The following is a 20,712-nucleotide window of genomic DNA, read 5'->3' on the forward strand; positions in this document are numbered from 1 at the left end:
GCGCTGGAGTCCGCCGGGCGGACGGGGTCAGGCGCGGAGGCGCAGGCCGCGCGGCGTCGGATGGAACCCGGCGGACTCCAGCGCCGCCGCAAGCGGCGAATCGTTGATCGCCGCGCCGTCGGCGCGTTCGACGGTGAGCTTGCCGAGCACGCCCTCCCGGACGGCGAGCGCGAGCGCGTCGACGGCCGGTTGCAGGAAGCCGGGGTCGTCGTCCCAGGTGAGGAGCGTCCGGCCGCCGCGCTCGACGTACAGGACGAGCCGTCCCTCGACCAGCGCGACCAGCGCGCCCGCCTTGCGGCCCGGCTTGTGGCCGCTGGCCACCTCGTCGTCGCGCCCCGGCCAGGGCAGCGCCGCGCCGTACGGGTTGGCGGGATCGGCGGCGGCCAGGACGAGGGCCCGGTTGTCGGGTTTGCGAGGGCTCTCCCACAGCGCCGAGATGTCGTCCGGGGGAGCGGCCGTCGCCGGACGGAGCGCGCGGAGCCGGTCGACGGCGCCCGGCAGCGCGAACTGCGCCGCGCCCAAGCCCTCCACGAAGTAGCCGCGGCGGCAACGGCCGGTCTCCTCGAACGCGCGCAGCACCGGGTAGACGGCGGAGAACCCGCCAGGGGTGTGCTCGGCCGCGACCGCCCCGCGTATGACGATGCCGTACCGCTCCAGCAGCGCCTCAGCGAGCGCATGCGAACGCAAGGTCGCACCGGACTCGCGTTCGGGGAGCGGCCACCAGCGTCCGGCGACCGTGGGCGGACCCGTCCTGGACGGCAGAACCGGACGCCCACGACGGGTCGTCCTAGACCGATGTGTAGGACGGCCCGAACCGAGCGCCGCCCGCAAGGGCGCCATGGTGTCGTTGGTGAGATGCCCGGCCCAGACCAGGTCCCACACGGCGGTGACGAGGTCGGCGTCATTGGCGGTGTGCTGCTCGTTCACCCGGTCGGACAGCGTCCGGAAGAACAGCGCGCCGCCGTCGCCGAGCGCGTCCAGGACGGCCTGGTGCGCGGGCGTGAGGGTGATCTCGGCGGGTTCCGGCATGAGCAGCGGCGCGGTGTCGGCCAGGTACAGCGACACCCAGCCGTCGCCGCCCGGCAGCCCGCCCTGGCCCGCCCACACGACCTCGCCCGCGGACGTCAGCTCGTCCAGCATCGCCGGGGTGTAGCCGGGCACCCGCGACGGCAGGATCAGCGACTCCAGCGCCGACGCGGGCACGGCCGCGCCCTGGAGCTGCTCGATCGCCTGGACGAGCGCGTCCACGCCGCGCAGCCGGGAACCGCCGGAGATGCCGTGCCAGGCGGGCAGGAAGCGGCCGAGCGACTCCGGCGGCGACGGCTCGACCTCGGCCCGCAGCCGGGCGAGGGAGCGGCGCCGCAGCGTCCGCAGCACGCCGGTGTCGCACCACTCGCTGGTGAGCGGGCCGGTCACGGACTCGACGGGCAGGAACTCGCCCTCGACGACCCGTCCCGCGCCCGCGAGCCGCCGCAGCGTCTCCACGACCACGGCGGCGCCGAGGCCGAAGCGCACGGCGGGGTCGCCAGGGCGGAACGGGCCGTGCGTGCGCGCGTACCGGGAGATGAGGTCGCCGAGCGGATCGTCGACCGGTTCGAGGAACGCCTCCGGGACGCCCACCGGCAGCGGCGCGCCGAGCGCGTCGCGGAGCCGTCCGGCGTCCTCGATGGCGGTCCAGCGCTCCGCACCGGCGATCCGGACGCGGATCGCGCGCCGCGACGCCTCCAGCTCCGCCAGCCACCGCGCCACCTGCACGAGCACGCCATCGGCCACGTCCGGCGCTCGGCCGGCGGCTTCCGGGACGGCGGGTTCGTCGGCGTCCTGTGCCGCGCCCTGGCCCTGTTTGGCCGTGTCGCCGTCGTCGCCGGCGGTGAGGGCGCTTCCACCGGCCTCAGGGGCGGCGACCGTGGGGAGCGTTCGTTCGGCGACCTCGGCCGTGGTGAGCGGGCCGAGGGCGCGGAGGAGGTCGGCCACGCCCTCCAGGTCGCGGGCTCGGCGATCGGCGGCGAGGCGCTGGAGCTCGCGTTCGATCTCGGAGACCGCGTCGGGGTCGAGCAGCTCGCGGAGGTCGGCCTGGCCGAGCAGCTCCGCGAGCAGCGCGGAGTCGAGCGCGAGCGCCTGGGCGCGGCGTTCGGCGAGCGGCGAATCGCCCTCGTACATGAACGCGCCGATGTAGTGGAACAGCAGGGAGCGCGCGTAGGGCGACGGCTCGGGCGTCTCCACCTCGACCATGCGGACCTTGCGTCCCGACACGTCGCGCATCAGTTGCACAAGGCCGGGGACGTCGAACACGTCCTGCAGGCACTCCCGCATCGTCTCCAGCACGATCGGGAACGACGGGTACTTGCTGGCGACCGCCAGGAGTTGCGCGGCGCGCTGGCGCTGCTGCCAGAGCGGCATGCGCTTGTCAGGACGGCGGCGGGGGAGGAGCAGCGAACGCGCCGCGCACTCGCGGAACCGGGCCGCGAACAGCGCCGAGCCGCCCAGCTCGTCCACGACGACGCGTTCGATGTCGTCGGCGTCGAAGACGGCCAGATCTAGCCCCGGCGGCTCGTCCATGTCGGGGATGCGGATGACGATGCCGTCGTCGGCGTGCATGGCCTGCGCGTCGACGCCGTACCGCTCGCGCAGACGTCCCGCAATGGCGAGCGCCCACGGCGCGTGCACACGCGCGCCCAGCGGCGAGTGGACGACCATGCGCCAGTCACCGAGTTCGTCGCGGAACCGTTCGACGACCATGGTGCGGTCATCGGGAATGTGCCCGGTGGCCTCCCGCTGCTCGTTCACGTACGAGACGAGGTTGGCGGACGCCCAGTCGTCCAGCCCGGCGGCGGACACGCGCTCGCGGGCGTCTTCCGCGGGCAGCCCGGCCAGCTCGCGGGTGAACGAGCCGAGCGCCCGGCCCAGCTCGGCGGGACGCCCGAGAGTGTCGCCGTGCCAGAACGGCAGCTTGCCCGGCTGGCCCGGCGCGGGCGAGACGAGTACGCGGTCGGGCGTGATGTCCTCGATGCGCCACGAGCTTGCCCCGAGGACGAACACGTCGCCGACGCGCGACTCGTACACCATCTCCTCGTCGAGTTCCCCCACCCGCGAAGCCTTTTCGCCGACGAGGAACACTCCGAACAGGCCGCGGTCTGGGATCGTGCCGCCGCTGGTCACCGCGAGGCGCTGCGCCCCTGGACGTTCACGCAGCACACCCGTCACCCGGTCCCAGACAAGGCGCGGACGCAGTTCGCCGAACTCGTCGCTGGGATAGCGCCCGGCGAGCATGTCCAGCGTCGCCTCAAGCGCGGAACGGGGCAGCGTCGCGTAGGGGGCGGCTCGTTTGACCGTCGTGTCCAGGTCGTCGACGGTCCATTCGTCCATGGAGACCATCGCGACGATCTGCTGGGCGAGGACGTCCAGGGGATTGCGCGGGTAGCGCATTTCCTCGATTTCGCCGCCTCGCATGCGTTCGGCCACGACGGCCGTCTGCACGAGGTCGCCCCGGTACTTGGGGAAGATGACGCCCTTGGACACGGCGCCGACCTGGTGGCCCGCGCGCCCGACCCGCTGAAGCCCGTTGGCCACCGACGGCGGCGACTCCACCTGGACGACCAGATCGACGGCGCCCATGTCGATGCCCAGCTCCAGGCTGGACGTCGCCACAACCGCCGGTAGGCGCCCCTCCTTCAGGGCGTTCTCGATACCCGCCCGCTCTTCCTTCGAGACGGAACCATGATGCGCGCGGGCGATTTCCTGTGGCGCGCCTCTGGACGACCCCGCCTCCGCCATCATTTCCGCGGGCGAGTGGTTCTCGGGCAGGGGAGCGCCTGTGGCGCGTTCGTAGGCGAGCTCGTTCAGCCGTCCGCAGAGCCTCTCGGCCAGCCGCCGCGAGTTGGCGAACACGAGCGTCGAGCGGTGCGCCTCGATGAGGTCGAGAAGGCGGTCTTCGACGTGCGGCCAGATGCTGCGCTGGCGCGGGTCGGCCGTACCGGAGTCGTCAACGAACTGGCTGACCTCGCCCATGTCCTCCACGGGGACGACGATGTCGAGGGCGAACACCTTGTCGGAGCGCGGCTGGACGACCGTCGCGGGCCGCGCACCGCCGAGGAACGCCGCCACCTCGTCCGCCGGGCGGACGGTCGCGGACAGCCCGATCCGCTGCGCGGGCCGTTCGAGGAGCGCGTCGAGACGTTCGAGGGACAACGCCAAATGCGCGCCGCGCTTGGTGCCCGCCACGGCGTGCACCTCGTCGACGATGACCGTCTCGACGCCGCGCAGCGACTCGCGCGCCCGCGAGGTGAGGATCAGGAACAGCGACTCCGGCGTCGTGATGAGGATGTCGGGCGGCTTGACCGCAAGGCGCCTGCGCTCGTCGGCCGGGGTGTCGCCGGACCGCATCCCGACGCGGACGCCGGGTTCGGCCAGGCCGAGCCTACGCGCCGCGTGCCGGATGCCCGTCAGCGGGGCGCGCAGGTTGCGCTCCACGTCCACGGCGAGGGCCTTCAGCGGCGACACGTACAGGACGCGGCAACGGCGCAGCGGATCCTCGTCGGCGGGCGCCGTGGCGAGCCGGTCGAGGGACCACAGGAACGCCGCCAGGGTCTTGCCGGACCCGGTCGGCGCCACGACCAGCGTGTTGTCGCCGCTGGAGATCGACTCCCACGCGCCGGCCTGGGCGGGGGTCGGCGCGGCGAAGGCCCCGGCGAACCAGGCACGGGTCGCCGGGGAGAAACGTTCGAGCACGTCACCGCCCATGCGGCCATACTGCCTCGCGGGTCCGACAAAACACCGCCTCGCGGGTCCGCCGAATGCGGCGGGTGAGGTGCGTCACGTTGTAAGCAAGCACTTGTACGGGCAGGGTCTACGGGTAGGACACTCGCCTGACCGGGAGTTTCGATGCCCTACGTCCTCCTCGCCCTCGGCCTCCTGATCGCACTTCTCGCCATGAACGCGCACGCTCCCCGGCGCGGCGCCGTCCTCCTCGCGCCGAGCTTCCTCTACGGCTGGCTGACCATCGAACTGGCACCGCAAGTGCTCGTCACCTGGGCCGCCGCCACCGCGCTCACGGCGACCCTCGGCGGACTGGACGGCTGGGCCGGCTGGACGGGCCTCGCGCTGACGATCCTCGGCATGGCGGGCATCACCGCCACGCTCCTCGCAACACGCCGTACGGTCGTCACCCTTCGCGAGTGCGGAGCACCCCTCGACCTGGATCCGGAGGGCGCTCCCCGCTACCCGCTCGCGCACCTGTTCGTCCCGCCGCTGTGCCTGATCCCGCGCAGGGGCGTGCACGTAAGACGCAACGTCGTGTACCGGCAGGACGGACGGCTCCGCCTGAAACTCGACATCTACGCAGGCGACCGCACCAGCGGCGAACTACGCCCGGGACTCATGCAGATCCACGGCGGCGGATGGGTCATCGGCGACAAACGCGAGCAGGGACTGCCCCTGCTCAACCACATGGCCGTCCAGGGATGGGTCGGCTTCAACGTCAACTACCGGCTCAGCCCGCGCGCCACCTGGCCTGAACACCTGATCGATCTGAAACACTTCGTCGCCTGGTACAGGGAGCACGCAGAGGAGTACGGCGCCGACCCCGATTTTCTGTGCGTGACAGGTGGCTCGGCGGGCGGGCACCTCGCGGCGATGGTCGCGCTGACCGCGAACGAGCCCGAATTCCAACCCGGCATTGAGAACGTCGACACCACCGTGCAGGGCGCAGTGCCCTTCTACGGGGTGTACAACCTCGTCGACGCTGGTCCCTGGGGCCGCCGCCCTATGGGCGCGACGCCCCTTCTGGAGCGGATGGTGGTCAAGCTGCCGTTCGCAGAGAACCATGACGCGTACGGCAAAGCGTCGCCGGTCTCGTACCTGCGCGAGGACGCGCCGCCGTTCTTCGTCGTCCATGGAGACCGAGACTCACTCGTCCCTGTGGCCGAGGCACGCCGATTCGTCGAACGGCTACGGGACGTCTCCGCGACACCCGTCGTCTACGCCGAGATGAAAGGCGCGCAGCACGCGTTCGACGTCTTCCCCTCCTACCGGACGGCCCGCGTCATCGAAGCCGTCGAGCGCTACCTGACAGGGCTTCACCGCCAGTACCGCCAGGGCGCGCCACCGGTGGTCCCGGGCGAGGTCACGCAGTCCTTGGAGGACCGTTCGTTCGGATAGCGTGGGCGGGTGCGGCTCACAGTCTTCTGGTCTCGGATGAGACAGCAGTTCGGCGAGACCTATGCCGAGAGCGTGGCCAGGGACTACGTGATGGCCGAACTGGACGGCCGCACCATCGAACAGGCCCTCGCCGACGGCGAACCCGCCAAGAGGGTCTGGCAGGCCGTCGTCGCGACCTTCAACGTCCCCTCGACGCTCCAATAGGCGCCCCGGACGTCAGCCCGTGCGGGGTCAGCCCTGTGCGGGGTCAGTCCGGGACGGGCAGATGCGCGTAGAGGTCCATCGCGTCCACGGACGACGGCAGATCGCTGACCTGGCCGTCGCCGACCTCCACGACACGCCACGCGCCGTCCGTCCGCCGCGCGAGATCGGTCGTGATGAACCGGCAGCCCAGCGCGCGCACTGCCGGAGCGACCGCGTCCAAGACGGGATCGGGTTCCACGCCGGGACTGTCGGGGTGCGGGCCCACAAGGGCGGGCTCGCCGTCCACCCACCACACTCGCGCCTCGCCACCGCCGTCGTACTCCTCGAACTCGCGCACGACGAGCCCGCCCGCCAGATGGTCGTCCCGCAACGCCACCATCTTGGACGCGACGTTATGCAGCTGAGCGAGGTTCTTCACATCGGGGACGAAGCACGCTTCCTCCCACTCGTGCTTGCAGGACTTCACATAGTCCTTGACGATGCCGGGCCCGCCCTTCAACGGCTTGACGAGCTCACCCAGCTCCTTCAGATCGCCAGGGTCCTGGCCGACGCCGAGGGGCCGCCACACGCTGTGCGGGGTCAGCCCGGCGAACGTGTCATGCCAGCCCGGCAGTTCGTGGGCGCGGCGATAGTCGTCCGGGTGCGTGAGCAGCATCGTCCCCCGCTGCTTCAACATCGCGGACACCGCGGCGTACTCCTCGCCCGTGAGCATCCAGCCGCGGTACCAGACGGGACCCAGATCGGACGGCACCGCGCGCACCGCGTCGTCCACGTCGCCGCGCCGCAGCGCGTCATGGTCGATCAGGGCGATCTCGCCGTAGTGGTCCCGCACGGCCGCGGCCTCGCGGGAGAAATGGGGGTCAACGCGCCGAGGGTGGAGCGGATCGACGCAGAAGAGAACGGTCAGCGTCATGATTGGAGCCCTCCGTGGACGGCGCCAGCGTACGTGGTCCGAACCATGGAACGCACGGAGATTCCGCCCGAATCGGCGTAACGGACGATGATCGAACGGATGTTCGGTAAGGTGGGGCGGGCACGCGGCGTCATCCACAATTCCACCGGAGTCTCGAAAGTGTCGGAGGCCCGCCGTAACGTCGCCGTCGACATCGCAAGCAGCGGCCGAGAGCCGACAGTCACGACGAGAAGGACATCTCACATGGCAGCGAACGACCGGGAGAAGGCTCTCGAGACCGCACTCGCCCAGATCGAGCGGCAGTTCGGCAAGGGCTCCGTCATGCGGATGGGCGAGGAGGCCCGGGCGCCCGTCGAAGTGATCCCCACCGGCGCGATCGCCCTCGACATCGCGCTCGGCATCGGCGGCCTGCCCCGCGGCCGCGTCGTCGAGGTGTACGGCCCCGAAGGCTCCGGCAAGACCTCCATCGCGCTGCACTCCGTCGCCAGCGTCCAGAAGCTGGGCGGCATCGCCGCGTTCGTCGACGCCGAGCACGCGCTCGACCCCGAGTACGCCACCAAGCTCGGCGTCGACATCGACGCGCTCCTGGTCTCCCAGCCCGACACCGGCGAGCAGGCCCTGGAGATCACCGACATGCTGATCCGCTCCGGCGCGATCGACATCGTCGTCATCGACTCCGTCGCGGCGCTCGTCCCCCGCGCCGAGATCGAGGGCGAGATGGGCGACAGCCACGTCGGCCTCCAAGCCCGCCTCATGTCGCAGGCCCTGCGCAAGCTCACCGGCGCGATCAACCAGACCAAGACCACCGTCATCTTCATCAACCAGCTCCGTGAGAAGGTCGGCGTCATGTTCGGCTCGCCGGAGACCACCACCGGCGGCCGGGCGCTGAAGTTCTACGCCTCCGTCCGGCTGGACGTCCGCCGCATCGAGACCCTCAAGGACGGCACCGAGGCCGTCGGCAACCGCGTCCGCGTCAAGGTCGTCAAGAACAAGATGGCCCCGCCGTTCCGCCTCGCCGACTTCGACCTGCTCTACGGCCAGGGCATCAGCCGCGAGGGCGGCCTGATCGACCTCGGCGTGGAGCACGGCTTCGTCCGCAAGTCCGGCGCCTGGTACACCTACGACGGCGACCAGCTCGGCCAGGGCAAGGAGAACGCCCGCAACTTCCTCAAGACCAACCCCGACCTGGCCGACGGCATCGAGAAGAAGATCAAGGAGAAGCTCGGCATCGGCCCGAAGGTCGACAAGGAGGCCGAGCCTCCCGCCGCGTCCGCGTCCGCGTCCGCGTCCGCCCCCGCCCCGGACGCCGGCCCCGTGGCCCCGGCCGCCGCCAAGCCCGCCGCGAAGAAGTCCCCCAAGGCCAAAGCGGGTGATTCCTGACGGCGAATCCCGTGAGAAGGGTGACTCCTGACGAAGAGTGGGCGATGATCTCGTATGCAGGGCGGCGGCGCCTTACCCGGCACCGAGCCACCGGTGCACGGACCTTCCCCGATGGCGCCGCCGCTCCCACGAACCCGGGCGCCGAGCCCACCCGGCTCGGCGTCCCGGGCGCCCTTCCGGCAGAGCATCCCTGCCCGTACCCCGCGCGACGCCTCCCATGCGAGCGCACCTCCCCGCGCCCCACGAGCCCACCCGCCCAACGTCGTCCGACCCGCACCACCGATGTCGGTGTGTGAGCGGGGACGTCTGCGGAGGGCCGTATGAGCGGGGCGGCGCGAGGCCGGCCGGAAGACGCTCCGCGTCCCGGGGAGGGCGGGGCCGGGCGCGATACGGATCCCGAAGGCAAGGCCCGCGAGGTGTGCCTCCGCATGCTGTCGGCGTCCCCGCGGACCCGGGCCCAGCTCGCCGACGCGTTACGGCGCAAGAACATCCCCGACGAGGTCGCCGAACGGGTGCTCGGGCGCTTCAGCGACGTCGGCCTCATCGACGACGAGGTGTTCGCGCAGGCGTGGGTCCAGTCCAGGCACACCGGCCGCGGCCTCGCCAGACGGGCCCTCGCGGCCGAACTGCGACGCCGCGGCGTCGCGGACGAGACCGTCAACGACGCGGTCGAAACGCTGGACCCCGCCCAGGAAGAACAGACCGCCCGGGCCCTGGTCGTCCGCAGACTGAGGTCCACGGCAGGCGTCGAACCCGCCAAACGCATGCGCCGCCTGGTGGGCATGCTCGCCCGCAAGGGCTACTCACCCGGCCTGTCCTACCGGATCGTGCGCGAGGCCCTGGCCGAGGAAGGCACCGACGTAGAAGCCTTCCCCGACGCCCCGCCCCTCGACTGACCACCTGACCCTGGGGCCGGGTCGGGGGAGGAGTGCGCGTGAGAAACGGAGTCGGGAAGGTGGTGGTAAGGGAGGACTCACGTTGACGTTCGGTTAGTCCGGAATGCCCTGCGTTTGCTTGCTCATTACCTCCATGCCGCTTACCGTTACGGCAGTGAGGAGTTACTCCGCGTCTCGCGGATTGCCATACGACCGAGCACGTTCCAGCAGCTGAGAGGCATACAGGACACGTTCGTCGACCGGATTCGGCCGAGCCATCGGCGGCGCGCGGTGCGCGGCCCGGCGATGGCGCGTATCCGGACGTCCGCTGGACGCGAGTAAATCCTCGCTAGGCAGGGTCCCGACTCCGGACGGACCCGCGGCGAGGAAGGATCTGCCTCATGGAGAGCGTCCTGCTGGGTGCAGCACTGCTGGTGGCCCTGGTCGCTCTCGTCATCGTCGTGCTGTGGCGTCCGGGCATGCCGGGCAAGGCCGCGGCGGAGATGGCCCGGGCGCGGAGCGAAGGCGACGAGATCAGGGCGAAGGCCGAGCAGAACGCCAAGGCCGTCCTGGAGAAGGCCGAGCTCGAGGCCCAGCGGATCGCGTCGGAGGCGCGTGCGGAGGCCGAGGAGGAGGGCCGGTCCCTCCGCGACGACCTGCGGACCGTCCGGGAAGATCTGGAGCGCCGGGAGGCGCGGCTCGCGGAGCGGGAGCAGCGGCTGGACGGCGAGGTGCGGCGCCTTGAGGAGTGGTCGGGGCGGCTCGCCGAGGCGAAGAAGGCGCTGGAGACCCGCAAGGAAGAGCTCGCCGGCGTCGAGGAGGAGCGGCGCAGGGTCCTGGAACGGGCGGCGGGGCTCACCGCCGAGCAGGCCAAGGGCGAGCTCGTCGCGGCGGTCGAGAACCAGGCGAAGCGGGAGTCCATCCCGATCGTCCGGGAGATCGAGAACACGGCGCGCGCGGAGGGCGACAAGCGCGCCCGCAAGATCGTGACGCTGGCGATCCAGCGGGTCGCGAGCGAGCAGACCGCCGAGTCGGTGGTCTCGGTGCTGCACCTGCCGAGCGACGAGATGAAGGGCCGCATCATCGGCCGCGAGGGCCGCAACATCCGCGCGTTCGAGACGACCACGGGCGTGAACCTGATCATCGACGACACGCCGGAGGCGGTGCTGCTGAGCTGCTTCGACCCGGTGCGGCGCGAGGTCGGGCGGCTGACGCTGGAGAAGCTCGTCCTGGACGGCCGGATCCACCCGCAGCGCATCGAGGAGATCTACGAGCGCAGCAAGAGCGACGTGGAGCAGCTGTGCGTCCGGGCCGGCGAGGACGCGCTCGTCGAGGTCGGCGTCGCCGACATGCACCCGGAACTGATCGCGCTGCTCGGCCAGCTCCGCTACCGGACGTCGTACGGGCAGAACGTGCTCAAGCACCTGATCGAGTCCGCGCACATCGCCGGGATCATGGCGAGCGAACTGCGGCTGCCGGTGGAGACGGCGAAGCGGTGCACGCTGCTGCACGACATCGGCAAGGCGCTGACCCACGAGGTGGAGGGCAGCCACGCGCTGATCGGCGCCGAGATCGCGCGCCGGTACGGCGAGCACGAGGACGTCGTGCACGCCATCGAGGCGCACCACAACGAGGTCGAGGTCCGGACGGTCGAGGCCGTCCTCACCCAGGCCGCCGACGCGATCAGCGGCAGCCGTCCCGGCGCGCGCCGGGAGTCCCTGGAGGCGTACGTCAAGCGGCTGGAGCGGCTGGAGCAGATCGCGCGGGAGAAGCACGACGGCGTGGAGAAGGTCTTCGCCATGCAGGCCGGGCGGGAGATCCGCGTGATGGTCAAGCCCGACTCCGTCGACGACATCCAGGCGCAGGTCATCGCCCGCGACATCGCCAAGCAGGTGGAGGACGAGCTCACGTACCCGGGGCAGATCCGCGTCACCGTCGTCCGCGAGTCCCGCGCCATCGAGTTCGCCCGCTGACCTTCGCCCGCCGCCGTCCCGCAGCGCCGGAGGAGACGCTCGCGTCCGTCCGGTCGACGTGGGCGGCGGCTACCTGCGCGACCAGGCGGGCAACCTGATGAGGATCGGCCGCGGGTACGTGGTCGGGCCGGGCAGCCTGCTGCGCGTCCACGTCGGCCCGGGGACGAATCGTCCGGAGGCCTGCCACAACGGCCTGACGACGGGGTTCCTGAACAACACCTCCGGCGACACGGTGTCGTTCTTCGCGGCCGACCACTCCCTGCTCGACAGCGTCCCCTGACCCCGCGCCCGCGACGCGTATGCCGGGGGTGCGGTGGGGGAGTTCAGCCGACGGTCAGGTCGATGGGGGCGACGCCGCGCGGTTCGAAGCCGAGGGTCTGGCCGTAGAACGCCAGCTCGGCCTCCAGGCAGCGGACGACGGTGCCGGCCCGCCGGAACCCGTGCGACTCGCCCTCGAACGTCAGATACGCGTACGGCACCTTCTTCTCCGCCAGCGCCACCGCGAACCGTTCGGACTGGTCGGGCGGCACCACCGGGTCGTTCAGGCCCTGCAGGAGCAGGACGGGGCACGCCGTCCTGTCGGCGCTGTTCAGCGGCGAACGCTCCTCGTAGGCGCGCTCGAAGCCGGGCAGCGGGCCGATCAGGCCGAACAGGTACTGCGACTCGAAGTCGTGCGTGGCCTCGACGAAGCTCTGCAGGTCGCTGATCCCGTAGTAGGACGTGGCGGCCTTGAACACGTCCGTCTGGGTGATGGCGGCGAGCGTCGTCCAGCCGCCCGCTGAGCCGCCGCGGATCGCGAGGCGGGCCGGGTCGGCGATGCCGCCGTCCACGAGGGCCTGTGCGGCGGCGACGGCGTCCTCCACGTCCACGACGCCCCACTGGCGGCGCAGCCGCTCGCGGTAGGCGCGGCCGTAGCCGGTGGACCCGCCGTAGTTGACGTCGACGACGCCGATGCCGCGGCTGGTGAAGAACGCCCGCTCCAGGTCGAGCACCGTGGAGACGCGGCCCGTCGGCCCGCCGTGCACGAACACCACGTACGGCGGCAGCTCGCCCTCCGGCGCCGCTGCCTCCGGGTTGGTCGGCGGGTAGACGTAGGCGTGGACGGGACGTCCGAACGGCCCGTCCAGGCGTTCGGCGCGCGGCTTGGACAGGTACGCGACGTCCGGCAGCTCGGCCAGTTCCTTGCGCAGCCCCTCGACGCGTCCGGTCGTGGTGTCGACCCGGACGACGGACGACGGCAGGTCGGGGCCGCCCGCGATGCCGACGATCGTCGTCCCGTCCGTGGACAGCTGCGTCTGCCAGTGCTCGTACGGGACCTCCAGGTCGACGAGCTCCAGCGTCTCGGGGTCGTAGACGCCGAGCCGCAGGTTCCCCTCGCCGTGCAGGACCGCGAGGCGCCCGTCGCCGAGCAGTGCGTACGGCATGCCGCCGAGCTGCCACAGCGGGCCGGCGAACTCCTCCTCCGCCGGGTACAGCGCCTGCGGCGACTCGCCGTGCAGGCCGACCTGGTAGATGTTCCACCAGCCAGGCCAGTCGGAGACGACGTACAGGGACTGGTCGTCGCGCCACACCGGCGCGAGCGCCGACTCGGTGAGCCCGCCCTTGACGGTGCGGGGCGCGACCGTCGCGCCGTCCTCGATCGCCGCCACGCGCAGTTCGGTGCCGTCCCACGGCATGCGCGGGTGGTTCCACTGCACCCACGCCAGGTGGCCGCCGCTCGGGGACGGCACGGGCGAGGCGTAGAAGTCGGCGCCGGTGACGAGTTCGCGGATCGCGCCCGCGTCTTCGGCGGCGCTGCCGTCCAGGGGGATGGCGACGATCGCGCGCCTGATGCCCATGGCGGGCTTGTCGTCCGCACCGCTCCCCGCGCCCGCGCTCCCCGTCCCCGCCGCTCCCGCGCTTCCCGCGTCCGCACTTCCCGTGCCGGGCGTGCTCGCGTGCTCTGTGGCGGCGCCGTCCGCGCCTGAGCCCTCCGCCGCCTCCTGGGGGGCGGCGATGTGGCCTTCGCAGACGCACCAGATCTCCGTCCCGTCAGGGGACAGCACGTAGTCGGCGTACCGCAGGCCCGCCGGGACGGCCGGCTCGGGCGTCAGCGGATACGGCTTCGGGTCGCGTTCGTCGAGCCGGTGGAGCCGCTGGTCCTCGTAGTTGGCGAACACGATCGACAGGCCGCCGCCCTCGCCGCGGACCGGCAGGTACGACCGCCCGCCGTACTCGTGGACGCGGGTACGCGCGTCCCACGGCGCCTGCAGCAGTTCGGTGCGGTGACCGCCCTTGAGATGGATGACCGTGGTCCGCCCGCCCTCCTCGGGCCGGGTCTCCTGCCACCACACGTCGTTGCCCGCGACGGTGGGAAAGCTGAGGCGCAGCCGGGCGCGGGCGACATCGGCCGCAGAGATGGGTGAAGGCCATGAGCCGTAAGGGAGGGTCGCACGAGCGGTCATACCAGGAATCGTCCCGCATACGGGGACGGGTTGGGGACATGACGGGCCGTTTGAACTCGGAAAGATACCTGCAGGCCACCAGGCGACCCATGGGGAACACCGGTGTCCGCGGTTCGCTCGTCCCGAACGTCCGCCGGTGCCCGTATACCCGCGAGCGGACGCCGCCGAAACGGCGAGGGGCGCCGCCGGGATCGGCGGCGCCCCTCGCGTCGGACACGCGGTCCGGACCGGCGGGTCCGGGCCCCTGACTAGATCGTCTGCTGGGTGACCCCGACCCCCGGCACCGGGGCGGGGCCGCCCGCCCCGAGGATCTTGCCGGACGTCTTGCGGCTGCGACGGCTGCGGCCCTCCAGCCAGGTGGCGAGCCGGCTCACCGCCATGTTGATCGCGATGTAGACGACCGCGACCACGATGCCCGCCTGGATCTTGTTGTTGTGGAAGTTGGCGGGCACCTCCCGGAACCCGGCGGAGAGCAGCTCGGAGTAGGCGATGATGAACCCGAGCGCGGTGTCCTTGAGCAGGACGACGAGCTGGCTCACGATCGCCGGCATCATCACCGTGACGGCCTGCGGCAGCAGGACGAGCCGCATCACGCCGTTCTTGCGCAGGCCGACGGAGTACGCGGCCTCCGACTGGCCCTTCGGGATCGACTGGACGCCCGCGCGGACCACCTCGGCGAGCACCGAGCCGTTGTACATCGTCAGGCCGAACACGACCGCGGCGAACGCCGGCACGGTGATCGTCCCGGCGTTGATCTCCACGCCGAAGATCGAGAAGAAGTTGTCCACCAGCACGCGCTGGAAGGTCCCGAACGACGACTCGGCGATGGTCGGGCTGACCTTGTTCGGGATGAAGAACGCCAGGAAGATCAGGATCAGCAGCGGGATCGCGCGGAAGAACTCCACGACGACGCCCGCCGGGATCCGGATCCACCAGTGGTCCGACAGCCGGGCGAGGCCGAACACCACGCCGAACAGCATCGCCAGCACCGACGCGACGGCCGCGGCCTTCAGCGTGTTCCACAGGCCGGGCAGGATCAGCTTGTCCCACACCTGCCATTCGGTGAACGGACTCCACAGCTCGCCCGCGAACTGGCCCTTCTGGTCGAAGCGCCAGATCAGCGCGGCGAGCAGGGCCAGCAGGACGACGGACGTGACGACGGCCACGACCATGTTGCGCGCGCGCGCACGCGGCCCCGGGACGTCGAACAGGACGGTCGCTTCCTTGCTCATCGGGCCACCGCCATCCGCTTGTGCAGCCACCCGAAGAAGAAGCCGGTCGGCAGCGTGAGGATCATGAAGCCGACGGCCACGCCCATGAACAGCGGAAGCGCCCCGCTGGTGAACGAGGGCAGGTCGAGCAGGTCCTTCGTGACGGCCGCGACCTCGCCGTAGCCCGCGGCGGAGGCGACCGTCGTGTTCTTGATCATGGCGATGAAGACGCTGCCGAGCGGCGCGATGACCGCGCGGAACGCCTGCGGCAGGATGATGACCCGCAGCGACTGGCTGAAGGTCAGCCCGATCGAGCGGGCCGCCTCGGCCTGTCCCAGCGGGACCGTGTTGATCCCCGCGCGCAGCGACTCGCCGACGAACGCCCCCGTGTACCCGGAGAGGCCGAGGACCGCCCACCAGTAGTAGGTGGTGCCCGGTTTGTCGGAGAAGGTCAGCGCCAAGACGTCGTTCAGGCCGAGGCTGCACATCAGCAGCACCAGCGTCAGGGGCGTGTTGCGCACCACGTTGACGTAGGCGGTGCCGAGGACGCGCAGCAGGGGAACCGGGGCGACCCGGAAGCTCACCAGGATCGTGCCGATCAGGAGGGAGAGCACCGCGGAGACTCCGGCCAGCCGCACGGTCGCCCAGAACCCGTCGAGGATCTTGTCGAAGTTGTCGAAGAACGGGCCGAAGTCAAACATTGCTTAGCTGTTCCATGGCGTTCCAGCGGGTCGGGCCACGGCGGTGCCTCGCCGGGAAGATCGTGCGGTTCCCGGCGAGCGCACCGGCGCGACGGCTAGCCTCGGATCGGACGCGGACCGGGCACGGATGACGCGGACCCGGGCACGGATGCCGATCGGACGCGGATCAGGAGCGGCCTCCGATCAGGCGCGGCCTCGGATCAGGCGCAGCCCTCCATCTGCGGGACGGTCTCGACGAGCTTCAGCCCGGTGCCGGCGAAGTGCTTCTCCAGCAGGGTCTTGGCCGTGCCGTCGGAGTACATCTTGGTGACGGCCTGGTTGACGGCCTCGCAGGTCTCCTTGTCGCCCTTCTTGATGCCGATGCCGTACTTCTCGTCGGTGAAGGGGTCGTTGATGACCTTGAACTTGCCCTTCTGCTGGTTGGCGAAGCCGGCCAGGATGAGGTCGTCGGTGCTGACCGCGTCCAGCGCGCTCGACTGGAGCTTGGCGACGCAGTCGGAGTAGCTGCTGGCCTCGACCAGCGTGACGCCCTTGATGTTGAGCTTGCCGTCCGGCGGCGGCTCGGTGATGCGGCGGAACGAGTTGGACCCGGCCGCCTTGCACAGCTTCTTGCCCTTGAGGTCCTTGGCGGTCTTGATGTCGCTGTTGTTGGCGATGACCATCGTGTCCTGGTGCGCCACGTAGTACGGGCCGCCGAACGTCACCTGGGCCTTGCGCGCCTCCGTGATGGAGTACGTGGCGAAGATCAGGTCGACCTGCCCGCCGCCGAGGAACGACTCGCGGTTCGCGGACGTCGTCTCCTTGAACGTGATGCCGCTCTCGGGGACGCCGAGCTCCTTCGCGACGTACTTGGCGACGTCGACGTCGAACCCGTCGTAGGTGCCGTCGGGCTTCTTCAGCCCGAGCGCGGGCTGGTCGAACTTGATGCCGACGGTGAGCTTCTTGTCGTCCTTGGCCTTCTGGACGACCGTCTTGGCCTCGGTCTTCTCCGTGTCGCTGCCACACGCACTGAGCGCCAGTGACAGCGCCATCCCCGCCCCGATCAGGGCGCCGAAACGACGTACTCGCATTTCTCGTCCTACCTCTGCTCTCTGCCGGGGCCCCGCGGCCGGTGCATCATCGCCCTCTTGCCGAACGAATGATCCGGATCCGTGCGGACGCGCCGGAACGGAAACCGATTCAGTGCGTGAGGATCTTGGAAAGGAAGTCCTTGGCGCGTTCGGTGCGCGCGTTGGTGAAGAACTCCTCGGGGGTGTTTTCCTCCACGATCTGGCCGTCCGCCATGAACACGACCTTCTGCGCCGCCCTCCGCGCGAACCCCATCTCGTGCGTGACGACGATCATCGTCATGCCCTCGCGGGCCAGGCCGGTCATGACGTCGAGGACCTCGTTGACCATCTCCGGGTCGAGCGCCGAGGTGGGCTCGTCGAAGAGCATCACCTTGGGCCGCATCGCCAGGGAGCGCGCGATCGCGGCCCGCTGCTGCTGGCCGCCCGACAGCTGGGCGGGGTACTTGTTGGCCTGGTTGGCGATGCCGACCCGGTCCAGCAGCTCCATCGCGTGCTTCTCGGACTCCTGCTTGCCCTGCTTGCGGACCTTGATCGGCCCGAGCGTGACGTTGTCCAGGATCGTCTTGTGGGCGAACAGGTTGAACGACTGGAACACCATGCCGACGTCGGCGCGGAGCTTCGCGAGTTCCTTGCCCTCCTTCGGCAGCTCCTTGCCGTCCAGGAGGATCGTCCCGTCGTCGATGGGCTCCAGCCGGTTGATCGCCCGGCACAGGGTCGACTTCCCGCCGCCGGACGGGCCGATGACGACGACGACCTCGCCCGGGTCGACGGTGAGGTTGATGTCCTTGAGGACGTGCAGCTCGCCGAAGTGCTTGTTGACGTGCTCGACCACGACGAGGGGACGGCCGTCCGCGGCGGCCGGCTCGATCGGGTCCTCCGGCCCGTCCTTGGTGAGGTCGGGCCCGCCTTCGCTGTCCGTCATGCGCCCGGACTTTACGTCATCGGCAGCGCCGCGAAAGTCGCCGCGCGGTACCGATACGATCACGAATACCCATGTCGGACGGGGGTCCGCCGTGGCGGAGCGTGATCATCCGTGGCTGGACGGCGATGCGGGATGACCGGCGCGGTGACCGATTCCGTGATGTCGCGTCAGGCCCGTACCCTTGGTAACCGTCATGAGTGCGCCAATGGAGACGGCTGCCCGTACGTATGAGATACGCACTTACGGGTGCCAGATGAACGTCCACGACTCGGAGCGGCTGTCCGGGCTCCTTGAGTCGGCCGGGTACGTGCGCGCCGGGGACGCCGAACCCGACGTGGTCGTGTTCAACACGTGCGCGGTGCGGGAGAACGCCGACAACCGGCTGTACGGCAACCTGGGGCATCTGCGGCCCGTCAAGGACGGCCGTCCCGGGATGCAGATCGCCGTCGGCGGCTGCCTCGCGCAGAAGGACCGCGACGCCATCGTCAAGCGCGCCCCCTGGGTGGACGTGGTGTTCGGCACCCACAACATCGGTTCGCTGCCCACGCTGCTGGAGCGGGCCCGCGTCCAGGACGAGGCGCAGGTCGAGATCGAAGAGTCCCTGGTGACGTTCCCGTCGACGCTGCCGACGCGCCGGGAGTCCCCGTACGCGGCGTGGGTGTCGATCTCCGTCGGGTGCAACAACACGTGCACGTTCTGCATCGTCCCGTCGCTGCGCGGCAAGGAGCGGGACCGCCGTCCCGGCGAGGTCCTCGCGGAGGTCGGGGCGCTCGTCGCCGACGGCGTCCTGGAGATCACGCTGCTCGGCCAGAACGTCAACGCCTACGGCTCGGGGTTCGGCGCGTTGGGAGACGCTCCGGACGAGGTGCGGTCGATGACGTCCGGCGGGCAGTCCGCTTTCGCGGGGCTGCTGCGGGCGTGCGGGGGCGTCGAGGGGCTGGAGCGGGTCAGGTTCACCTCGCCGCACCCCAAGGACTTCACCGACGACGTCATCGCCGCCATGGCCGAGACGCCGAACGTGATGCCGTCGCTGCACATGCCGTTGCAGTCCGGGTCGGACGCGGTGCTGCGCGCGATGCGACGCTCGTACCGGCAGGAGCGCTACCTCGGCATCATCGAGAAGGTCCGGGCCGCGATCCCGGACGCGGCGATCACCACCGACATCATCGTGGGCTTCCCCGGCGAGACCGACGCCGACTTCGAGGAGACGCTGCACGTGGTGCGGGAGGCGCGGTTCGCGTCGGCGTTCACGTTCCAGTACTCCAAGCGTCCCGGCACCCCGGCCGCGACCATGGACGGCCAGCTGCCGAAGGAGGTCGTCCAGGAGCGGTACGAGCGGCTCGTCGCCGTCCAGGAGGAGATCTCGTGGGCGGAGAACAAGAGGCAGCTCGGCCGCACCCTGGAGGTCCTGGTCGCCGAGGGCGAGGGCCGCAAGGACCGGGCGACGCGCCGCCTGTCGGGCCGCGCCCGCGACAACCGGCTGGTGCACTTCGGTGCGCCGGACGAGCCCGTCCGGCCAGGCGACACGGTGACCGTCGAGGTCACCTACGCCGCGCCGCACCACCTGGTCGCCGACAAGCCGGTGCTGGACGTCCGCCGGACGCGCGCCGGCGCCGCGTGGGAGGCGCGCCAGGGGCACGGTGAGGCGCCGAAGGGCGTTTCGCTGGGAATGCCGTCCATCGGACGTCCGGCGGCCTCCTCGTCCGGGGCCGACGCGCCCGTGACGGGCTGCTCCGCGCACTCCTGAACTCCGGCTCCGGCATGATCGGGGGTGTTCCCCGTCGTCGTCCGGTTCCAGGAGGCAGCGTGCTCGTATCGGCCGCGGTGTGCCCGCATCCGCCCATCCTCGTGCCCGCGATGGCGGGGGAGGCGGCGCCGGAGCTCGACGCGCTGCGCGCCGCGTGCGACGAGGCCGTCCGGCCGCTGCTGGGCGGGGACGCGCTGATCGTGGTGGGCGGGGCGCCTGAGACGCGCTCCTACGGACCGGACGCCTACGCGACGCTCCAGCCGTACGGCCTCGCCTGGACGAGCCCTGACGACCCCGACAACGGCGCGGAGGCGCTCCCGCTCTCCCTCACCGTCGGACGCTGGCTCCTCGACCAGCACAAAACCGGCGCGGCCGCGCGCTACCTGTCGGTCGCGTTCGGTGCTTCGCCGGCGGAATGCCTGGCCCTCGGACGCGAGCTCGCCGAGTCCGCCGGACGGGTCGCGCTGCTGGTGATGGGCGACGGGTCGGCGTGCCGCTCGGAGAAGGCGCCCGGATACCTCGACGAGCGTGCGGGCCCCTACGACGGCGCGGTGGCGCGGGCGCTCGGAGACGCCGCCGCCGCCGCCCTGGCCGCGCTGGACCCGGGGCTGTCCCTGGAGGTCCAGGCGGCAGGGCGCGCGGCGTGGCAGGTGCTCGCCGGCGCGTCGGGCGCGGGCGCCGGCGCCGATGAAGGCGGCGCGGGCCGGTTCACGGGGCGACTCCTCGCCGACGAGGCGCCGTACGGAGTGGGCTACTTCGTGGCGGGCTGGTCACGTGCGGGTCAGGATGGCTGACCGCCGCCCTGCTGGCCGCCCGGCTCGTCCTGGCCGCCGGGGCCGCCGGCGCCGCCCTGGCCGCCTTCGCCGCCGCGGTCGATGTACTCGCCGGCCTTGTCCTGGGCCGTGTCGACCTTGTCGGAATACTTGCCGCCCGTGTGCTCGTCGAACTTGTCCCCGGCCTTCTCCGTGCCCTCGCGGGCCTTGTCGGGGTGCTGCCCGAGCATCTGCTTGACCTTGTCGACGATGGACATTGGAAAATCCCCCCGGATCCCTCGTCTCGTCGGCGGCGGCGCGCGATTCCGCGCGACACCCGTACAACCCGGCTATACCCGTTCTG

Annotated in this window: 16 protein-coding genes; 8 read left to right on the forward strand and 8 right to left on the reverse strand. The window is 71.1% G+C overall.

The window, feature by feature from the left end:
• Positions 1 to 27 precede the first annotated feature (27 nt).
• Positions 28 to 4,740 carry a DEAD/DEAH box helicase gene (locus ACH34T_RS15275; RefSeq protein ID WP_395992758.1) on the reverse strand — a complete coding sequence of 1,571 codons (4,713 nt, stop codon included), beginning with the start codon at positions 4,738 to 4,740 and terminating at the stop codon, positions 28 to 30.
• A gap of 141 nt (positions 4,741 to 4,881) precedes the next feature.
• Here ACH34T_RS15275 and ACH34T_RS15280 point away from each other — a divergent pair, with 141 nt between their 5' ends.
• A complete protein-coding gene (locus ACH34T_RS15280; RefSeq protein WP_395992759.1) occupies positions 4,882 to 6,156 on the forward strand; it encodes an alpha/beta hydrolase fold domain-containing protein in 1,275 nt (424 codons plus the stop codon).
• Between the two features lie 9 nt (positions 6,157 to 6,165).
• Complete coding sequence (locus ACH34T_RS15285; protein WP_395992760.1) at positions 6,166 to 6,360, forward strand: DUF3046 domain-containing protein; 195 nt, start codon at positions 6,166 to 6,168, stop codon at positions 6,358 to 6,360.
• 43 nt (positions 6,361 to 6,403) lie between these two features.
• Here ACH34T_RS15285 and ACH34T_RS15290 read toward each other — a convergent pair whose 3' ends face one another.
• On the reverse strand, positions 6,404 to 7,273 hold the full coding sequence (locus ACH34T_RS15290) for an ATP-grasp domain-containing protein (protein WP_395992761.1): 870 nt from the start codon (positions 7,271 to 7,273) through the stop codon (positions 6,404 to 6,406).
• Between the two features lie 243 nt (positions 7,274 to 7,516).
• On the opposite strand from ACH34T_RS15290, the gene recA reads away from it, so the two are divergent.
• From recA to ACH34T_RS15310, 4 genes are all read left to right on the forward strand, one after another.
• Entirely contained in the window at positions 7,517 to 8,653 is a 1,137-nt protein-coding gene (recA, locus tag ACH34T_RS15295; RefSeq protein ID WP_395992762.1) for a recombinase RecA, read from the forward strand.
• 428 nt (positions 8,654 to 9,081) lie between these two features.
• Positions 9,082 to 9,549 (forward strand): regulatory protein RecX, encoded by a 468-nt coding sequence (locus ACH34T_RS15300; RefSeq protein ID WP_395992763.1) that lies wholly within the window; start codon positions 9,082 to 9,084, stop codon positions 9,547 to 9,549.
• A 380-nt stretch (positions 9,550 to 9,929) separates the two neighbouring features.
• Positions 9,930 to 11,501, forward strand: a complete 1,572-nt coding sequence (rny, locus tag ACH34T_RS15305) for a ribonuclease Y (RefSeq protein ID WP_395992764.1) — start codon at positions 9,930 to 9,932, stop codon at positions 11,499 to 11,501.
• 58 nt (positions 11,502 to 11,559) lie between these two features.
• The gene (locus ACH34T_RS15310; protein ID WP_395992765.1) at positions 11,560 to 11,781 is read left to right on the forward strand and encodes a hypothetical protein; all 222 of its coding nucleotides are present in this window, start codon (positions 11,560 to 11,562) and stop codon (positions 11,779 to 11,781) included.
• Positions 11,782 to 11,824: 43 nt separating this feature from the next.
• Here the strand turns inward: ACH34T_RS15310 and ACH34T_RS15315 are convergent, their stop codons facing one another.
• From ACH34T_RS15315 to ACH34T_RS15335, 5 genes are all read right to left on the reverse strand, one after another.
• A complete protein-coding gene (locus tag ACH34T_RS15315) occupies positions 11,825 to 13,945 on the reverse strand; it encodes a prolyl oligopeptidase family serine peptidase (RefSeq protein ID WP_395992766.1) in 2,121 nt (706 codons plus the stop codon).
• A gap of 248 nt (positions 13,946 to 14,193) precedes the next feature.
• Positions 14,194 to 15,177: an amino acid ABC transporter permease gene (locus tag ACH34T_RS15320; protein WP_395992767.1), complete on the reverse strand. Its 984-nt coding sequence runs from the start codon at positions 15,175 to 15,177 to the stop codon at positions 14,194 to 14,196.
• Entirely contained in the window at positions 15,174 to 15,857 is a 684-nt protein-coding gene (locus tag ACH34T_RS15325; protein WP_395992768.1) for an amino acid ABC transporter permease, read from the reverse strand. Before ACH34T_RS15325 ends, ACH34T_RS15320 begins: the two co-directional genes overlap by 4 nt.
• A 200-nt stretch (positions 15,858 to 16,057) precedes the next feature.
• The gene (locus ACH34T_RS15330; protein WP_395992769.1) at positions 16,058 to 16,927 is read right to left on the reverse strand and encodes a glutamate ABC transporter substrate-binding protein; all 870 of its coding nucleotides are present in this window, start codon (positions 16,925 to 16,927) and stop codon (positions 16,058 to 16,060) included.
• Between the two features lie 109 nt (positions 16,928 to 17,036).
• Positions 17,037 to 17,759 (reverse strand): amino acid ABC transporter ATP-binding protein, encoded by a 723-nt coding sequence (locus ACH34T_RS15335; protein WP_395993033.1) that lies wholly within the window; start codon positions 17,757 to 17,759, stop codon positions 17,037 to 17,039.
• 283 nt (positions 17,760 to 18,042) lie between these two features.
• Between ACH34T_RS15335 and miaB the strand changes: the two genes are divergently transcribed.
• Both miaB and ACH34T_RS15345 read left to right on the forward strand, forming a co-directional pair.
• Entirely contained in the window at positions 18,043 to 19,596 is a 1,554-nt protein-coding gene (miaB, locus tag ACH34T_RS15340) for a tRNA (N6-isopentenyl adenosine(37)-C2)-methylthiotransferase MiaB (RefSeq protein ID WP_395992770.1), read from the forward strand.
• Between the two features lie 59 nt (positions 19,597 to 19,655).
• Complete coding sequence (locus ACH34T_RS15345) at positions 19,656 to 20,390, forward strand: hypothetical protein (RefSeq protein WP_395992771.1); 735 nt, start codon at positions 19,656 to 19,658, stop codon at positions 20,388 to 20,390.
• On the opposite strand, the gene ACH34T_RS15350 is transcribed toward ACH34T_RS15345, so the two are convergent.
• Positions 20,378 to 20,626, reverse strand: coding sequence for an antitoxin (locus tag ACH34T_RS15350; protein ID WP_395992772.1), 249 nt, complete (start codon positions 20,624 to 20,626; stop codon positions 20,378 to 20,380). The two genes, ACH34T_RS15345 and ACH34T_RS15350, sit on opposite strands and share 13 nt — an antisense overlap.
• Between the last annotated feature and the right edge of the window lie 86 nt (positions 20,627 to 20,712).

Source organism: Actinomadura sp. 9N215, assembly GCF_044326345.1.
GTDB lineage: Bacteria > Actinomycetota > Actinomycetes > Streptosporangiales > Streptosporangiaceae > Spirillospora.

Bases quoted from the DNA above. Each gene is read 5' to 3' on its own strand.
- ACH34T_RS15275 (WP_395992758.1), bottom strand. From the start codon at position 4,740: ATGGGCGGTGACGTGCTCGAACGTTTCTCCCCGGCGACCCGTGCCTGG.
- ACH34T_RS15280 (WP_395992759.1), top strand. From the start codon at position 4,882: ATGCCCTACGTCCTCCTCGCCCTCGGCCTCCTGATCGCACTTCTCGCC.
- ACH34T_RS15290 (WP_395992761.1), bottom strand. From the start codon at position 7,273: ATGACGCTGACCGTTCTCTTCTGCGTCGATCCGCTCCACCCTCGGCGC.
- recA (WP_395992762.1), top strand. From the start codon at position 7,517: ATGGCAGCGAACGACCGGGAGAAGGCTCTCGAGACCGCACTCGCCCAG.
- ACH34T_RS15300 (WP_395992763.1), top strand. From the start codon at position 9,082: ATGCTGTCGGCGTCCCCGCGGACCCGGGCCCAGCTCGCCGACGCGTTA.
- rny (WP_395992764.1), top strand. From the start codon at position 9,930: ATGGAGAGCGTCCTGCTGGGTGCAGCACTGCTGGTGGCCCTGGTCGCT.
- ACH34T_RS15315 (WP_395992766.1), bottom strand. From the start codon at position 13,945: ATGACCGCTCGTGCGACCCTCCCTTACGGCTCATGGCCTTCACCCATC.
- ACH34T_RS15320 (WP_395992767.1), bottom strand. From the start codon at position 15,177: ATGAGCAAGGAAGCGACCGTCCTGTTCGACGTCCCGGGGCCGCGTGCG.
- ACH34T_RS15325 (WP_395992768.1), bottom strand. From the start codon at position 15,857: ATGTTTGACTTCGGCCCGTTCTTCGACAACTTCGACAAGATCCTCGAC.
- ACH34T_RS15330 (WP_395992769.1), bottom strand. From the start codon at position 16,927: ATGCGAGTACGTCGTTTCGGCGCCCTGATCGGGGCGGGGATGGCGCTG.
- miaB (WP_395992770.1), top strand. From the start codon at position 18,043: ATGAGTGCGCCAATGGAGACGGCTGCCCGTACGTATGAGATACGCACT.
- ACH34T_RS15350 (WP_395992772.1), bottom strand. From the start codon at position 20,626: ATGTCCATCGTCGACAAGGTCAAGCAGATGCTCGGGCAGCACCCCGAC.